Below are 15,315 nucleotides of genomic sequence, written 5' to 3' on the forward strand. Positions count from 1 at the left end.
AAAAAGGGCTTATTTTACAGGGTTTTGCACCCATTCTGGGAGTACTCGCCTACCGGCGGATGTCAGGTGCGGGTAACTCAGCCCAATACCCGCCACAGCGATCAATTCATCATTGATGTAAAGCAAGGGTGCTTGACGCTCCCATGGAGGGATATCAGCCTCCTGATAGAGGTTTTTAAGGGTTTTACGGGGTGTCTTGGGCTTAATCTGAATCTTCTCAGAGCCTAGGCGCTCTCTCAGCGTGATTTGGTTATTCCCCTGGGCAGTTTTTACCCAATCCGCAGGAAGACCTAATTGCTTGGAATTGGCCGGCAGTGATTTAAGCACCCATTGACCTGCTTCTGCGCCCGCAACTTGAAGGGCTCCACGCCAGAGGCAGATCTTTCTTTCGTCATGTAGCCACTCAAGCTTGGCATCAGCTTTAACTTTCGTCAGATCGCGCCACCAAGATTGGAGGCGCTCTTGCGATGGCATTGCCAACTGCTGAGTTTGCAACCAGTAACGCAAGACATTGTTTGCTGCAGGCAAATCATCTTTAGCCAAAGCTAGAAGTGGCGCTACTTGCAATTGATCTTGATTGAGAATATTTTTGCCGTCTTGCTGCGCTAAGCGATTCAGTAGGACTTGAGCTTCACCAAGTAACTCAGCACTGCGTGCCATATTCGTTAATGCTTCAGGCTGAATACCTTCAAGAGCAGGAATAATTTTCTTGCGAATAGCATTACGACGATATTTTGTATTTTGATTGCTTGGATCTTCAATCCATTTGAGCTTATGTTCTTTGGCATAAGCTTCAAGCTCTTGTCTGCTTTGATTTAAGAGTGGGCGCCAGAGGGTGAGGTGTTGATTGCTGGAAAGCCTCCTCCTTGTTGGCATACCGGATAAGCCAGCTACGCCCGAGCCCCGCAGGAGCTGCAGGAGAACGGTTTCTACTTGATCGTTTTGATGATGGGCCAAGAGTAAATCTTCGATGCCATATTCTTCGCAAAGATCGGCGAGCGCTTCGTAACGCCCTTCTCTTGCCCTGGCCTCGATATTACCTTGCTCGTTAGAACTACTTAGATGCAAGAGTCGAAAATCAAAATGGATCTTGTATTTTTTGGTCAGCTTCTCGCAAAAGATTAACCAGTCATCTGCCGGTTTTTGTAAGCCATGATGAATATGAAAGGCGTAGATTTGATTTTGGCTTTTAGCTTGCGCTTTGCAAACCGTGTCGAGCAACACAACCGAATCGAGGCCGCCACTTAAGGCAACCGCAATTCGTTTTCCCAGCTTAGGACTTTGCTGTGATTTCCTTGAACTTGCCATAGCTCATCAAACGCTCATGACGACGTTCAAGCAATGCATCCACTTTCATGCCGTCAAAAGTTTTCAAAGATTCAGCAAGTGCTTTGCGCATATTGCTCATCATATTGTCGTAATCACGATGTGCGCCACCAATAGGCTCAGCAACGATCTTATCGATTAGACCCAAAGCCTTTAAGCGCTGAGCCGTGAGGCCCAGCTGCTCAGCTGCCTCGGGAGCCTTATCAGCAGTCTTCCAGAGGATAGATGCACAGCCTTCAGGAGAGATTACTGAGTAAGTGGAGTTCTGCAACATTAAGACCACATCGCCCATAGCAATAGCTAACGCACCACCGGAACCACCTTCACCAATAATGGTGGCGATGATGGGAACTTCAAGCTCTGCTTGCACAAACAAATTGCGGCCAATCGCTTCAGACTGATTGCGCTCTTCCGCATCAATGCCAGGGAATGCGCCTGGGGTATCTACAAAAGTAAATACTGGAATGCCAAACTTTTCCGCAAGGCGCATGAGGCGCATTGCTTTGCGGTAACCCTCTGGTCGGCTCATGCCGAAGTTTCTGAGGGCACGTTCTTTGGTGTCGCGGCCCTTCTGATGACCGATCACCATACAAGGCTGATTTTCAAAACGGGCCAATCCAGCAATGATTGATTGATCATCTGCAAAAGTGCGATCACCATGCAGTTCATGGAAGTCGGTAAATAAAGCACCAACATAATCTAAGGTGTAAGGACGCTGTGGATGACGCGCTACTTGAGAGACCTGCCAAGGAGTCAAATTGGCATAAACATCTTTTGTTAACTGCTGACTCTTTTCGGCAAGCGTTTTAATCTCATCGGAGATGTCTACCGATGACTCGTCTTGTACAAAACGCAGCTCTTCAATCTTTGACTCTAATTCGGCGATTTGCTGCTCAAAATCCAGGAAAGTCGTTTTCATAGTCTGATTTTAATATTCAACTGGGGCGGGGTCGATACTTCTCCACATATACCAGGTAGCTACCGTACGCCACGGGGCCCAATTGGCAGCCACCTCCCTCGCCTCATGGCGGCTAACAGGCTCACCACTGAAGTAATTGAGGGAAATAGCCTTAATTAAACCAATATCGTCCAAAGGGAGGATATTAGGGCGAACCATATTAAAAATGAGGAACATTTCAGCAGTCCAGCGGCCAATTCCCCGAATAGAGCTTAATTCTTTGATCACGCTCTCATCATCCATATCTTTCCACTGATTGGCATGCAGGCGACCGGAATCGAAGTGATCTGCTAAATCGCGGATGTACTCCACCTTGCGCCCAGATAATCCGGCGGCGCGCAACTCTTCAACGGATAGCGCTAGGATATTTTTGGGTGTGACCTTTCTCTTGCTCGCAGCAAGCACCCTATTCCATACGGTTTGAGCTGCTGCAACTGAAATTTGCTGTCCAACAATCGATCTTGCCAAAGTATTAAAAGAATCGCCGCGTGTCACTAAAAATCCGGATCCAATTTTAGGAATCAATTTTTTCAGAATACGATCGTGCTTCATCAATTCTTTGCAAGCCTGCTCCCAATAGTCTGGAGCAATTTCCTCAAGAATTGATTCTGCTTTTTCCACTTTTATTTCTTTTGCTACAGTCATTAAGCCCTACGCCATTCTGTTAAGCCGCCGGGTTTATCTTCCAGAACAATTCCTTGCTCTAGTAATGTCTTACGAATTAAGTCTGCTTGGGCAAAATCTTTTGCTTGTTTAGCGGCCACACGTGCAGCGATATGTTCTTCAATTTGCGCAGGACCTAAGCCATCCTGATCTTTGGAACCCGCCTGCAAAAATGCAGTTGGATCGCGCTGCAAGAAATTTAGAGAGGCGCCAAGGGCCTTCATTGTATTGGCGAGTAATTGCTTTTCTTGGCCTTGCGCACGGTTAACTTCGCTGGCCAGATCAAACAAGACCGCAATCGCCTCTGGTGTATTGAAATCATCATTCATGGCATCCGCAAAGCGCTTGGCCCATGGATTGTGTGGATCTAGATTGATTGATTGTGCTTTTGGGGCTTGAGCCAAGGCAGTGTATAGACGACCAAGTCCTGAGCGTGCCTCTTCTAGTTGTGCATCGCTGTAATTAATCGGACTACGGTAATGCGCCTTCAGCATGAAGAAGCGCAATACTTCTGGATCAAAGCTTTTTAAGACATCTCGTATTAAAAAGAAGTTGCCCAATGACTTGGACATTTTCTCTTCGTTCACTCGAATGTGGCCGTTATGCATCCAGTAATTAACAAAGGGAGCATCATCTTCTTTGCGATCTTTGCCATACAAAGCGCCTTCGCTTTGAGCAATTTCATTTTCGTGGTGCGGGAATTGCAAATCCGCACCTCCACCATGAATATCAAAGTGCTCACCCAGTAAGTCACAAGACATGGCTGAGCACTCAATATGCCAGCCTGGACGGCCTTCACCCCATGGTGACTTCCAGCGAGTATCAGCAGGCTCTTCAGCTTTAGCACTTTTCCATAAAACAAAATCTAACGGATCACGCTTGCCATCACCAACCGCTACCCTCTCACCAGCATTTAATTCATCAAGTGTCTTACCGGATAGCTGACCATAGCGTGGCAGCAAACGCACCGCAAAATTGACATCGCCATCATTGGCTTGATAGGCCAAGTCGTTTTCAATGAGTTTGCCAATCATGCCCTGCATTTGGGCAATGTAATCGGTAGCACGCGGCTCTTGATCGGGATGAATTAAACCCAACTCATTCGAGTCGGCATGCATCGCATCGATAAAACGATTGGTTAATGCAGAAATGGGTTCGCCATTCTCAATGGCACGGTTGATGATCTTGTCATCAATATCAGTGATATTGCGCACATAAAGCACTTCATAGCCGCTAGCCCTAAGCCAACGAACCACCATATCAAAGACGATCATGACCCTGGCATGGCCAATATGGCAAAAGTCATAAACCGTCATGCCGCAGACGTACATCTTGACCTTGCCCGGCACTATGGGCTTAAAGACCTGTTTAGAACGGCTAAGGGTGTTATAGATTTGCAGCATAGGGCTATAAAGGTGGGGCAAGTAGCGCCAATTTGTTAGACTGAGCGCTGAGTATATCGAATGAGCCCGTTTCACACCCCTTCCTCTATGCCCCACAACGCCCCAGCGCCACAAATTACCCCGAATAAGGTCTTAGCCCTAACTTTTGCCACTTTGGTGTCATTGGTGCTAATGACAGGGTGCAGCACGCCCGCTCAGCAACGTGCGGATGATGAAATTCAGGCATTAAATACCCGGGAAATGAAGTCGGGACAATTGGCCCCACAACCCTATTTAGGTGGCTACAGCCCAACTGATCCTCCCAGGTTATCGGCGGATGTGGGCTATGACCCATTAAATCCAGAGCTATCAGAGACCGTTGGCGTCCCATTTATGTCCTTCTTGATTATTGAGCCGGACCCCATCACCAAAAATGCGGTGCCATCCGATGTAGAAAAGCTTATCAAGGCGCGCAAATATCAAGATGCGGTTACCCAAATCAATGTGGACCTTAAGAAGACGCCACGTAATGTGCAATTGCGTTTTGTAAAAGCGCGCTTACAAATTGAGATGCGCCAATTCGATCAAGCTAAAAAAACCTTGATTGAAATTACTCAGCAGTTCCCTGAATTGCCAGAACCCTACAATAATCTTGCAGCGATAGCTGCCAACCAAGGCCAATGGATTGAAGCGCGAGATTATTTAGAGCTTGCATTAAAGCTGCGCCCTAGCTATGCCATTGCCTCAGCCAATCTGGGTGAGATCTATATTCGCCTTGGTGCTCAAGCATATGAAGACGCTACAAAAAATGCATTGCTGAATCAGCGTCAGTACTCCAACCGCGCTAAAGCGCTCTTGGACGTACTCAAGCCCCCCGCAAAGCGCCCTGTTAATCGCGCCCTCAATTCCGCAGATACTCTGCCAAGCAATGCTCCATCAACCAACCTTCCAGAAAGTAGAACTAATAATGGCGAAAGTACTATTAAAAACCAATAAGGGTGATATCACCCTTACTCTTGATGCAGCTAAGGCACCCAAAAGTGTTGCTAACTTCTTGCAATACGTAAAAAGCGGTCATTACGATGGCACGATTTTTCATCGTGTGATTGATAACTTTATGGTTCAAGGCGGCGGCATGACTGCCGGCATGAAGCAAAAGCCAACAGGCGCAGAAATTGAAAACGAAGCCAATAATGGCCTCAAGAATGATCGCTACACTGTAGCTATGGCGCGAACCAGCGACCCTCATTCTGCAACTGCTCAATTCTTCATCAATGTGAATGACAATGATTTTCTAAATCACACCGCTCCGAATGCCCAAGGCTGGGGTTATGCAGTATTCGGCAAGGTTACTGGCGGCATGGATGTCGTTGACACCATTCGCAAAGTCAAGACTGGTAGCTCCGGCTTTCATCAAGACGTTCCAGCTGAAGATGTTGTGATTGAGAAGGCCACTGTTCTCGAGGAATGATCCCGCAATACGCGAGCGCACTGCTCATATCAGACCTACACCTGACGCCGTCAATGCCCTTGACGGCGCAACGCTTTTTCGACTTCTGTGAAAAAGAAGCTCCTAAAGTTGAGGCTGTATTTATTCTGGGTGACTTATTTGAGTATTGGGTAGGTGATGATGCATCCGCATCCTCACCTTTTCAACAAGAAGTTCAGCGTGCCATCGCCAACCTTTCTGCCAAAGTAAAAACATATTACATCCATGGCAATCGAGATTTTTTAATCGGCAAAAGTTTTATTAAAAAGACTGGCATGACGCTCTTGCCAGATCCTAGCTTAGTTGAATTAGCTTCACACAAATGGGTCTTAGCTCATGGTGATGCTTTATGTACTGCAGACTTTGGCTACCAGCTATTTCGTAGTTGGGTCAGAAAACCATGGGTGCAAAAACTCTTTTTAACTCTACCCCTCAATTGGCGCAGAGATGTTGCCCAGCATCTACGCAGCAATAGTCATGGTCAATATCAAACGCAGCTACGCTCTGCCGCAAGTCAACTCAAAATGGATGTGACGCGAGAAGCTTGTGCAGATGTAATGAAAGATCAATCTGGAGACAGATTAATTCATGGGCATACTCACTTGCCGGCCCATCATGAAGAATCTTTAAACACCCAGACTTGGCAGCGTTGGGTTTTATCCGACTGGGATCTCGATCACCCTGAGAGTTTTCACCCTAGGGCAAGCGCCCTATTGATCGATAGTGCTGGAGCGCGCTATCTCGACCTTATTAAGCACTAAGCGCTACTGACTTCTCGGGTTGAGAGATTGAATTAAGACGCTGAGTATTTAGAGAGTGACTGCACCATTTGTGCAAAGATACGTGGATTGGCAGCCATCACTTCACCGCTTTTCAGAAAGCCTTCTTCACCACGATAGTTACCAATCAGCCCGCCCGCTTCAGTGATTAGCAAAGCACCGGCGGCCATGTCCCATGGTTTGAGATCGCTCTCAAAAAATCCATCGTAACGACCAGCTGCTACATAAGCCAAATCCAATGATGCAGCGCCTGGGCGACGTAAGCCCGCGCATTGACGTGACATTTCAGCAAAAATCTTTAAATACTTTTCTAAGTCCTGGTCTTCACGATACGGAAATCCGGTACCGAGCAAAGAATTTGCCAAGCGATCTTGCGTGGCTACACGCAAACGCCGACGATCCAAATACGCGCCCGCACCACGGGTAGCGGTAAATAACTCATCACGAGTTGGGTCGTAAACAACGGCTTGTTGAATCACGCCATTCACTGCCAGCGCAATCGAAACCGCATACTGCGGAAAGCCGTGAATGAAATTGGTTGTGCCATCTAGCGGATCGATGATCCAAACGTTTTCTGCATCCGCATTGTGTTCGCCTGTTTCTTCAGCCAAAAATCCATGGGTTGGATAGGCCTCGCTCAGCGTTTCAATGATGGCCGCTTCTGCGGCTTTGTCCACCTCGGTGACGAAATCGTTGTGTTGCTTACGGTCAACTTGCAATCGCTCTAAATTCAAAGAAGCACGATTAATGACCGTTCCAGCGCGACGGGCGGCCTTGACGGCCACATTTAACATGGGATGCATAGTATTGATGGACAAATTAAATAAGAACAAGCTCCTTGTAATGCCTGCAAAAAGAAAATTGCATGACAATACGAAGCTAACAGTCTGATTCTAAACGATTAGCATCCATTACCCCCTATAAACACCCCCAATGGCATTGATGAATATCGACAAATCTGAACTACTACGCTGGGTTTTAGTCGAAACCAGTCACCCAGGAAACGTGGGTTCTGCTGCTCGCGCCCTTAAAACTATGGGCTTTAGCGACCTGCGCCTTATTAATCCCAAGATCAAAGACGTATCAGTCAATGCGGATGCCATTGCTTTAGCCAGCGGTGCGGTAGATATCCTTGAGCGCTCCTCAGAAAGCAGTTCATTAACCTCCGTCGTAGAGGGTTGCTCACTAGTTTTAGGCCTAACCAGCCGTGATCGAGAGTTTGGCCCGCCAGCCTTAGACTGGGAGGCCGCTCGGACCTTAATAGCCGATGCGACATCAGCAGAAGGAAAGGTTGCCCTGCTCTTTGGTCCCGAAAGAACTGGCTTGGATAACGATCATTTGGCCTTATGCACCCATAGAGTCTGGTTAGATGCCAATCCAGACTACCCGTCTCTTAACTTGGCCCAGGCAATCATGGTCTGCGCCTACACCCTCAGGGAAACACTCAGCCAGCATACAGGCGTGCGTAATGCCTTAGCGGGCCGGGAAGAAATGGCTGATTTTGCAGATCCTGCAGCTATTGCAGCCATGGTGGAACATTGGCGCCAAGGTCTGGAGGCCATTGGCTATTTAGACCCAACCAACCCCAAGAAACTGATGCCCCGTATTCAAGCGCTATTTGCCCGTAGCCGCCTTCATAAAGAAGAGATTGATCTGCTGCGCGGCATTGCAAAACAGATGCTCCTGAGAAAATAAGCGCATCCCGTTAAAATCAAGCTATGTCATATCCCCTATTCGACCAAGTCGACTCCATCATTGCCAGAGACCCAGCAGCCCGGAATCGTCTCGAGGTCATCACTTGCTATCAAGGCTTGCACGCAGTTTGGCTGCATCGCATCTCCCATTTTCTGTGGAATCTTGGTCTGAAATGGCTTGCCCGTGTGTTGTCCATGTTTGCGCGTTTTTTCACTGGGATAGAAATTCATCCTGGTGCAAAGATTGGTCGCCGAGTATTTTTGGATCATGGACTCGGTATTGTGATTGGTGAGACCACAGAAATTGGTGATGACTGCACGATTTATCAAGGCGTTACCTTGGGCGGTACTTCGCTTTATAAAGGCGTTAAGCGCCACCCCACCCTTGGTAAAGGTGTTGTGGTCAGTGCGGGCGCAAAAGTTCTCGGCGGATTTACTGTGGGTGATGGCGCACGCGTTGGATCCAATGCCGTGGTTCTAAAAGAAATTCCTGCAGGTGCGACTGCGGTTGGTATTCCTGCGCGCATCCTGCATCCAGATTTACCGCAAAGTCCTGATAGCAAAACAAAGGAATATTTTTCTGCTTATGGAGTGACGCCGAATGTAGATGATCCTGTATCAATGGCGCTCAAAGGTTTGATCGATGCCACGATCGAACAGGAAGCCAAGATTGCAGCGCTAGAGCAGGCTTTAGCCAAGTTAAGTAACACGCCTACTGGCCCTGATGCTGAAGGCTCTAGCGATACCAAACGCGACCTTGATGCTATTAAACAGTGGCTAAGGGAGTAGTGATTTGCGGTTACCCATTGGGGGTCATGCAGAAGAAATGATGCAAAGAAAAAGGAATAGCATGCTATTCCTTTCTTTATTCAAACTTGGTTTTAATTAATGTAGCGTACGTGGGCCCGTGCTATCACCACCTAATGCGCCGCCTGGAAATTCTTCATCTTCATCATCGCCCTCATCATTAGGCATCCCAAATGAAAAACTTTCGCCGCCCTCTGGATGACGATTTTCAATTTCATCATCAGTAGCTGCGCGAACATCTTCCACTTGAACCCAAAAACGTAATGCCATGCCTGCTAACGGATGATTGCCATCTAATACCACTTGACTGTCTGCAACATCCGTAACGGTATAGATTAAAGGTTCACCATCTTCAGAATCATCTACAGTCGCGTCCTCATCTGCATCAGGAACGCCTTCAAACTGCATCCCCACTTCTAACGGCTCAGGGAAACGGGTACGTGGCTCGGTTTTTAACAACTCAGGATCATATTCACCAAAAGCTTCATTAGGCTCAAGCTGAATCGTTGCCTCATAACCAATATCTTGGCCATCAAGCAGATTCTCAATTTTAGGAAAAGTACCTTCATAACCTCCGTGCAGGTATACCATCGGAGAATCGGGCTCCTCGATGACATTGTTTTGCGCATCGGTTAACTTATAGCGAAGGGATACGATGGTATTTTTTTCAATCTTCATGCGGAATTTGTCGAACATTCGTTTTTAATCAGTTTCTAAACAGCTTTTTACTTTATGACCGCATTTTACTTGAGCAAACCCTATGAGCCGCCTCAGGCTCCATCAAAGCTCCCTTTAGAGGAGCCCTGGGCCTTATTTGGGGGTATTAGCCCAGACCAGTTCATGGCGCGGCATTGGCATAAAAAGCCCCTTCTCATCCGCGGGGCGATTCCGGCATTTGCCCTTTCAGCTAGGAATGGTGAGCCCCTGGATAGCCCAATTCCCACCAAAGAGTTACTCAAATTTGCCCTGCAAGATGAGGTAGAGGCGCGCTTGGTTAAATCTAATCCATGGAGCTTTGATAGCGGACCGTTTTCTAAAAAGGCCATTCCATCGATCGACAAACCCGACTGGACTTTATTGCTTCAAGGAATGGAGGCACATCATCCAGCAGCTACAAAAATTCTGTCTTGGTTCCGCTTTATTCCCGATGCTCGCTTAGATGACTTAATGATTAGCATTGCTGGCATTGGAGGCGGCGTTGGGCCCCACTTTGATTCTTACGACGTCTTCCTAATTCAAATGTCTGGCAGAAGGCGGTGGAAAATTTCAGAACAAAAAGATCTGAGTCTCAACCCTAATCTACCGCTAAAAATTCTGCGCAACTTTAAGCCCGAACAAGAGTGGACTTTGGAGCCTGGCGATATGCTGTATTTACCACCGCATGTTGCTCATGATGGCATTGCACTAGATGCGGGTTGCCAAACATGGTCTGTTGGATTTCGCTCCCCCAGCTTTAAAGAATTACTGCAAGAAGGTTTGTGGCGCCTAGCAGAATCTTTGGAGGATATTCCCGCGCTAGAGAGCAAGTTTGCAGACCCTAAACAGGGCGCAACTCATAGTGCAGAGCAATTGCCGGAAGAGCTCATCAAACAACTAGGCTCAAAACTCAAAGAGCTGAAACTAGACCAAATTGATGGGTTTCTGCCCGGTATTACCGCCTACCTTTCGGAACCTAAACAACAGGCTCTGTTTGATACCCCCGATAAGCCCCTGAAGCCCCAAGAATTTCTTAGAAAGCTTCGATCCAGCAAACTTCTACCTCACCCGCAAACCCGTATTCTGAGCCTTGGGGAACAGGTATATTGCAATGGAGAATCCATGACCCAGGGACAAGCTCCAGATATTCTTGCGGCCTGGCAAACCCTCTCTGCCCATAAAGAGCTGAGGGCAGGCAGGCTAAAACAGCTTGATCAATCTAGCCTTTATGAGGCTTATTTAGCCGGCTGGTTGGTTTTTGAGCACTGAAGGCGGAGATGGATATAATTATTGCTGGAAACTACTTAGGGGCAATCCCTCGGTATATCCAGAGAACAATTACCGGTAATTGTTATTAATTTTTTTAAAGGAATTTACAAATGAAGAAGTCACTCGTTATCGCTGCAATGTTTGCAATCGCCTTGGCCGCTTGTGGTAAAAAAGAAGAAGCAAAACCTGCTGAAGCTCCTGCTGCTGCTCCAGCTGCTCCTGCTGCTGAAGCTCCTGCTGCTGCTCCAGCTGCTCCTGCTGCTGCTCCAGCTGCTCCTGCTGCTGATGCTAAGAAGTAATCTTCTTCATGAAGAAAAAAAGCCGCTGAAAAGCGGCTTTTTTATTTCCTTTAAAAATCTACTACTTTGTTAGTTGCTCCGTTAACAAAGTCAGCAACTGATAACCAGCGGGCGTATTTTCTGGTTTGCCATCCGCGCCCTGTACATAGACATTCGCAGAATTCTCACCAGTACTCTTCACTAGCACCTGATATTTTTTGGCCTTCATACCAGACTCATCTTTACTGCTAAAGAGGTTGGAGAAGAAGCCCTTGGTATCGCCCAAGTCTTTAGGATTCACGTAACGAACATAGTAAACACCACTTGAGCGATTCCGATCCTCAACCGTGAAGTTAGAGCGATCCAGAGCCAATCCAACATCACGCCAAGAGCGATCAAAGCCAGCACTGAGCTCGATATAGGCTTGGTTAGTGCCCTCCTGAACAAACTTCGCTTTAGGCGTTTTAGGGCCAAGAGGCACTGCTACCATTGCTTTAGCCTGCTCTTGCGTCATGCCTAAGCGCTCCATCAAACGAGCCAGGAATGCGGCCTCTAACTCAGGATCATTTGGACGAGCGGTCCAAATGGTAGATAAACAAGCGCCTGTTGTGTCGGTTGTACATTTCTCAATCGCACCGCGTTGAGTAATGTAGATTTCTGTCTCGCCTGGCTTGGATACCTCAAGACGAGTTTTGTATTTATCGCGTTCACCAGTGTCATAAATAGAGTCGATTGCACCACCAATCGTTGAGCGAATCCAATCTTGCGCAATCTTCGCCCGATTTTCTGCCCAGTCGGTTTCCATAATGCCGGTTGATGGAGAATCTACCACTAACAAGAAACCATTTTCTTGCCAAAAATCTTTTACTTGTGGGTAGAGCTCAGGGGCTGGTTTTTCAACAACCAACCAACGACGCTCACCATCACGCGCAATTCGCATACCAGGAATACCTGTCATGACGTTGCTGCGCAACTGCGTTGATTTCTTCACTGCGGCATTGTATTCGGACATCGTCGCTGCGCCATCCTGAACGATGTAGCGTCGATCAGCCTGTGCCGTGATCAAGTCAGGAGGGTATGACAAATTAGGGCCGCGCACAGCGCCTGCACTCTTATAGTCAACGGTATCGTTACTAGTAACTGATTTACAGGCAGTCAACGCGGCAGAAGCGATAACGATTAAAGCCAGAATCGAAAAATATCGACGGTATAGTGAGAGCAAATTCATCATAATAGGTTGGCCTGTTTTAACGCTGCCTTCAAAGGCTCACGCAAAGAAATGCTTAAAGGTGTTAATGGCAAACGAATGCCAGCAGTAATCTTGCCCATCTCATGCAATGCCCACTTCACGGGGATTGGGTTGGCCTCTGTGAACATGGCCTTATGAACTGCAATCAATTGATATTGAATTTCACGGGTTCTTTTCACATCATCTGACATAGCGGCTACGCAGAGCTCATGCATCAAGCGTGGAGCAATATTAGCCGTGACAGAAATATTACCTTTACCGCCCATCAACATGAGCATGGCGGCCGTGAGATCATCGCCAGAAAATACGGAGAAGTCTTGATGGCCGGCACGCTTGAGATCATTGATCAATAAGGTGCCACGTTCTAAGCTGCCTGTTGCCTCTTTAATACCGATGATGCCTGGCACACCCGCTAAACGAACCACAGTATCACCAGCCAAATCAGCAACCGTTCTACCGGGAACGTTATACAAAATCACTGGCAAATCCACCGACTCTGCAATCTTTTTAAAGTGCGCAAACATACCATCTTGGGTTGGCTTGTTGTAATACGGTACTACCTGCAAGCTGGCATCCGCGCCAACCTGCTTAGCAAATTTGGTTAACTCAATCGCTTCAATCGTAGAGTTACCGCCGGTACCAGCAATCACTGGAATACGTCCGGCAATTTGCTCGACTGTCACGCGAATGAGCTCGCAATGCTCTTCAACAGAAACTGTTGGAGACTCACCGCTAGTGCCAACAATCACAATGCCGTCAGTACCTTCAGACACATGCCAATCCAACAATGAACGCAAGCTAGCGTAATCCAAGCTGCCATCTTCGAACATGGGAGTCACGATAGCCGGCATGCTGCCAGCGATGGGCTTTTTGCTACCTTTGGAATGAGCTGTATTTGTCACCGAATATGCACCGATTTTTAGCTGTCTTAACCCTGAAATTGTAACGGAATGCGCTGTTTTAGCTCACCTTTTACCGCGCACAGGCGCTGAACCATAGCTGGTTTGGGTTGATCTACATAAATATCCTCATAAGCCACTACCTTAAGACCATGACAAGAGGCAAAAGCGAGTAATTCCCCTGGATTTAGCAGGAAATTAGGGTTGGATGGCTTACCAAATTCCCCATTTCCCAGGGCAAAGGTTTCGTAGATCAAAACACCACCCTTTTGCAGCATTTTGGGTAATTGGTCTAAGTGCGGTCGATAGAGGTAGTTTGTCACTACGATCGCAATGAACTCCGAACCAATCAGAGGCCAATCAGCCTGTTCAAGATTGAGATTCTTTGGAGTGATTAAAGGGTTCCCAACAGAACCTACCGCTGTGACATCTTGATCAACCGCTAGGACATCATGACCCATGTTGGCTAGGAATTCAGAATGCCGACCTGATCCGCAAGCTAAATCCAGCACCACCCCGCCTTTTGCTATGAGGGGCCCAAACCTCCTTACCCAAGGAGAGGCATTCAAAATGGCATCGTGCGGGCTAGGCAAGATCAAGGCTCAATCGTAAGCAAGGCCCATTGCTTCGCGAACCTCACGCATGGTTTCTTGAGCAACCTTGCGTGCTTTATCGCAACCATCGGCAATGATGGAACGCAGCAAACTAGGATCATCCAAATACTTCTGTGCACGTTCAAACATCGGTTGCTGCTCAGCCAAAATTGAATCAATTACCGGCTGCTTGCACTCGAGACATCCAATACCAGCAGATTTACAACCCTTATCAACCCATTGTTTTGTTTCCTCATTGGAGTAAACAGTATGCAGTTGCCATACAGGGCAACGTGCTGGATCTCCGGCGTCGGTTCTTCGGACACGCGCTGGATCCGTTGGCATCGTACGAATCTTTTTAGTCACATCTTCGGGATTTTCGCGAATGCTGATGGTATTGCCGTAAGACTTAGACATCTTCTGACCATCGATACCAGGCATACGTGATGCCGTTGTGAGAAGCGCTTGTGGCTCAGGCAGAATAATTTTGCGGGCACCTTCTAAAAAGCCAAAGAGTCTTTCGCGATCAGCCATCGATAAACTCTGCGCTTCTTGCAGCAATGCTTTAGCTTGCTCCAACGCCTCATCATCACCACGCTCTTGAAATGCCACTCGTAATTCCGCATACATCTTGGCGCGTTTGCTGCCTAATTTTTTAACTGCCTCTAAGGCTTTTTCTTCAAAGCCGGGCTCGCGTCCGTATAAGTAATTAAAGCGGCGCGCCACTTCACGAGTCATCTCTACGTGTGGCACCTGATCTTCACCTACCGGCACCAACTGGGCGCGATACATCAATATATCGGCCGCCTGTAGCAATGGATAACCTAAGAAACCATAAGTTTGGAGATCTTTTTCCTTGAGTTTCTCGATTTGATCTTTGTAGGTGGGCACCCGCTCAAGCCAGCCCAATGGGGTTCCCATAGAAAGCAATAGAAAAAGCTCGGCATGCTCAGGCACTTTGCTTTGAATAAACAAGGTCGCCTGATTTGGATCCACGCCTGTTGCCAACCAATCAATCACCATTTCCCATACAGACTGCTCAATCACGTCTGGAGTTTCGTAGTGAGTGGTTAACGCATGCCAATCTGCTACAAAGAAAAAGCATGGATACTCAGACTGCAAGCGCACCCAGTTCTTTAAAACACCATGGTAGTGACCCAAGTGCAGGCTACCGGTTGGTCGCATGCCAGAGAGAACGCGTTCAGCAAACATCTGTATTCTTTTTCTAAGTGG

At 47.5% G+C, this 15,315-nt stretch carries 17 protein-coding genes; 7 read left to right on the plus strand and 10 right to left on the minus strand.

Annotated elements, in window-relative coordinates:
- Positions 1 to 9: 9 nt before the first annotated feature.
- Genes tilS through cysS form a run of 4 tightly spaced genes read right to left on the minus strand, consistent with a single transcriptional unit; the run spans position 10 to position 4,350 of the window.
- Positions 10 to 1,308: a tRNA lysidine(34) synthetase TilS gene (tilS, locus tag ICN37_RS08585; protein ID WP_216156716.1), complete on the minus strand. Its 1,299-nt coding sequence runs from the start codon at positions 1,306 to 1,308 to the stop codon at positions 10 to 12.
- On the minus strand, positions 1,274 to 2,245 hold the full coding sequence (locus tag ICN37_RS08590) for an acetyl-CoA carboxylase carboxyltransferase subunit alpha (RefSeq protein ID WP_216122724.1): 972 nt from the start codon (positions 2,243 to 2,245) through the stop codon (positions 1,274 to 1,276). The genes tilS and ICN37_RS08590 overlap by 35 nt, the downstream gene beginning before the upstream one ends.
- Before the next feature lie 9 nt (positions 2,246 to 2,254).
- A complete protein-coding gene (locus tag ICN37_RS08595) occupies positions 2,255 to 2,929 on the minus strand; it encodes a DNA-3-methyladenine glycosylase (RefSeq protein ID WP_215322010.1) in 675 nt (224 codons plus the stop codon).
- A complete protein-coding gene (cysS, locus tag ICN37_RS08600) occupies positions 2,929 to 4,350 on the minus strand; it encodes a cysteine--tRNA ligase (protein WP_216156719.1) in 1,422 nt (473 codons plus the stop codon). Before cysS ends, ICN37_RS08595 begins: the two co-directional genes overlap by 1 nt.
- A gap of 60 nt (positions 4,351 to 4,410) precedes the next feature.
- On the opposite strand from cysS, the gene ICN37_RS08605 reads away from it, so the two are divergent.
- The 3 genes from ICN37_RS08605 to ICN37_RS08615 are packed head-to-tail and all read left to right on the plus strand — an operon-like array spanning position 4,411 to position 6,579.
- Positions 4,411 to 5,325 (plus strand): tetratricopeptide repeat protein, encoded by a 915-nt coding sequence (locus tag ICN37_RS08605; RefSeq protein ID WP_216156721.1) that lies wholly within the window; start codon positions 4,411 to 4,413, stop codon positions 5,323 to 5,325.
- Entirely contained in the window at positions 5,297 to 5,800 is a 504-nt protein-coding gene (locus ICN37_RS08610; RefSeq protein WP_216156724.1) for a peptidylprolyl isomerase, read from the plus strand. The genes ICN37_RS08605 and ICN37_RS08610 overlap by 29 nt, the downstream gene beginning before the upstream one ends.
- Entirely contained in the window at positions 5,797 to 6,579 is a 783-nt protein-coding gene (locus ICN37_RS08615; RefSeq protein WP_216156727.1) for a UDP-2,3-diacylglucosamine diphosphatase, read from the plus strand. Before ICN37_RS08610 ends, ICN37_RS08615 begins: the two co-directional genes overlap by 4 nt.
- A 32-nt stretch (positions 6,580 to 6,611) precedes the next feature.
- On the opposite strand, the gene ICN37_RS08620 is transcribed toward ICN37_RS08615, so the two are convergent.
- A complete protein-coding gene (locus ICN37_RS08620) occupies positions 6,612 to 7,400 on the minus strand; it encodes an inositol monophosphatase family protein (protein ID WP_215322002.1) in 789 nt (262 codons plus the stop codon).
- A 130-nt stretch (positions 7,401 to 7,530) separates the two neighbouring features.
- Here ICN37_RS08620 and ICN37_RS08625 point away from each other — a divergent pair, with 130 nt between their 5' ends.
- Together ICN37_RS08625 and cysE are read left to right on the plus strand one after the other, a co-directional pair.
- Positions 7,531 to 8,292, plus strand: coding sequence for an RNA methyltransferase (locus ICN37_RS08625; protein WP_251368543.1), 762 nt, complete (start codon positions 7,531 to 7,533; stop codon positions 8,290 to 8,292).
- Between the two features lie 23 nt (positions 8,293 to 8,315).
- Positions 8,316 to 9,080, plus strand: a complete 765-nt coding sequence (cysE, locus tag ICN37_RS08630) for a serine O-acetyltransferase (protein ID WP_215322000.1) — start codon at positions 8,316 to 8,318, stop codon at positions 9,078 to 9,080.
- 96 nt (positions 9,081 to 9,176) lie between these two features.
- Here the strand turns inward: cysE and ICN37_RS08635 are convergent, their stop codons facing one another.
- Entirely contained in the window at positions 9,177 to 9,776 is a 600-nt protein-coding gene (locus ICN37_RS08635) for a peptidylprolyl isomerase (RefSeq protein ID WP_216156730.1), read from the minus strand.
- Positions 9,777 to 9,830: 54 nt separating this feature from the next.
- Between ICN37_RS08635 and ICN37_RS08640 the strand changes: the two genes are divergently transcribed.
- Together ICN37_RS08640 and ICN37_RS08645 are read left to right on the plus strand one after the other, a co-directional pair.
- Complete coding sequence (locus tag ICN37_RS08640) at positions 9,831 to 11,063, plus strand: cupin domain-containing protein (protein ID WP_216156733.1); 1,233 nt, start codon at positions 9,831 to 9,833, stop codon at positions 11,061 to 11,063.
- Positions 11,064 to 11,173: 110 nt separating this feature from the next.
- Positions 11,174 to 11,362 carry a hypothetical protein gene (locus ICN37_RS08645; protein WP_216156736.1) on the plus strand — a complete coding sequence of 63 codons (189 nt, stop codon included), beginning with the start codon at positions 11,174 to 11,176 and terminating at the stop codon, positions 11,360 to 11,362.
- Positions 11,363 to 11,423: 61 nt separating this feature from the next.
- On the opposite strand, the gene bamC is transcribed toward ICN37_RS08645, so the two are convergent.
- The 4 genes from bamC to ICN37_RS08665 all read right to left on the minus strand — a co-directional run bounded on the left by bamC (position 11,424) and on the right by ICN37_RS08665 (position 15,294).
- Positions 11,424 to 12,572: an outer membrane protein assembly factor BamC gene (gene bamC, locus ICN37_RS08650; RefSeq protein WP_215321992.1), complete on the minus strand. Its 1,149-nt coding sequence runs from the start codon at positions 12,570 to 12,572 to the stop codon at positions 11,424 to 11,426.
- Positions 12,569 to 13,441, minus strand: coding sequence for a 4-hydroxy-tetrahydrodipicolinate synthase (gene dapA / locus ICN37_RS08655; protein WP_216157665.1), 873 nt, complete (start codon positions 13,439 to 13,441; stop codon positions 12,569 to 12,571). Before dapA ends, bamC begins: the two co-directional genes overlap by 4 nt.
- A 77-nt stretch (positions 13,442 to 13,518) precedes the next feature.
- Positions 13,519 to 14,082, minus strand: a complete 564-nt coding sequence (locus ICN37_RS08660) for a bifunctional 2-polyprenyl-6-hydroxyphenol methylase/3-demethylubiquinol 3-O-methyltransferase UbiG (protein WP_255538505.1) — start codon at positions 14,080 to 14,082, stop codon at positions 13,519 to 13,521.
- Between the two features lie 9 nt (positions 14,083 to 14,091).
- On the minus strand, positions 14,092 to 15,294 hold the full coding sequence (locus ICN37_RS08665) for a tryptophan--tRNA ligase (RefSeq protein WP_215321990.1): 1,203 nt from the start codon (positions 15,292 to 15,294) through the stop codon (positions 14,092 to 14,094).
- Positions 15,295 to 15,315 lie beyond the last annotated feature (21 nt).

The sequence above is a fragment of the Polynucleobacter sp. P1-05-14 genome, from assembly GCF_018881675.1.
GTDB lineage: Bacteria > Pseudomonadota > Gammaproteobacteria > Burkholderiales > Burkholderiaceae > Polynucleobacter.

Excerpts from the sequence above, each read along its gene's own strand:
- tilS (WP_216156716.1), bottom strand. The coding sequence starts at position 1,308 with ATGGCAAGTTCAAGGAAATCACAGCAAAGTCCTAAGCTGGGAAAACGA.
- ICN37_RS08590 (WP_216122724.1), bottom strand. The coding sequence starts at position 2,245 with ATGAAAACGACTTTCCTGGATTTTGAGCAGCAAATCGCCGAATTAGAG.
- ICN37_RS08595 (WP_215322010.1), bottom strand. The coding sequence starts at position 2,929 with ATGACTGTAGCAAAAGAAATAAAAGTGGAAAAAGCAGAATCAATTCTT.
- cysS (WP_216156719.1), bottom strand. The coding sequence starts at position 4,350 with ATGCTGCAAATCTATAACACCCTTAGCCGTTCTAAACAGGTCTTTAAG.
- ICN37_RS08605 (WP_216156721.1), top strand. The coding sequence starts at position 4,411 with ATGAGCCCGTTTCACACCCCTTCCTCTATGCCCCACAACGCCCCAGCG.
- ICN37_RS08610 (WP_216156724.1), top strand. The coding sequence starts at position 5,297 with ATGGCGAAAGTACTATTAAAAACCAATAAGGGTGATATCACCCTTACT.
- ICN37_RS08615 (WP_216156727.1), top strand. The coding sequence starts at position 5,797 with ATGATCCCGCAATACGCGAGCGCACTGCTCATATCAGACCTACACCTG.
- ICN37_RS08620 (WP_215322002.1), bottom strand. The coding sequence starts at position 7,400 with ATGCATCCCATGTTAAATGTGGCCGTCAAGGCCGCCCGTCGCGCTGGA.
- ICN37_RS08625 (WP_251368543.1), top strand. The coding sequence starts at position 7,531 with ATGGCATTGATGAATATCGACAAATCTGAACTACTACGCTGGGTTTTA.
- cysE (WP_215322000.1), top strand. The coding sequence starts at position 8,316 with ATGTCATATCCCCTATTCGACCAAGTCGACTCCATCATTGCCAGAGAC.
- ICN37_RS08635 (WP_216156730.1), bottom strand. The coding sequence starts at position 9,776 with ATGAAGATTGAAAAAAATACCATCGTATCCCTTCGCTATAAGTTAACC.
- ICN37_RS08640 (WP_216156733.1), top strand. The coding sequence starts at position 9,831 with ATGACCGCATTTTACTTGAGCAAACCCTATGAGCCGCCTCAGGCTCCA.
- ICN37_RS08645 (WP_216156736.1), top strand. The coding sequence starts at position 11,174 with ATGAAGAAGTCACTCGTTATCGCTGCAATGTTTGCAATCGCCTTGGCC.
- bamC (WP_215321992.1), bottom strand. The coding sequence starts at position 12,572 with ATGATGAATTTGCTCTCACTATACCGTCGATATTTTTCGATTCTGGCT.
- dapA (WP_216157665.1), bottom strand. The coding sequence starts at position 13,441 with ATGCCGGCTATCGTGACTCCCATGTTCGAAGATGGCAGCTTGGATTAC.
- ICN37_RS08665 (WP_215321990.1), bottom strand. The coding sequence starts at position 15,294 with ATGTTTGCTGAACGCGTTCTCTCTGGCATGCGACCAACCGGTAGCCTG.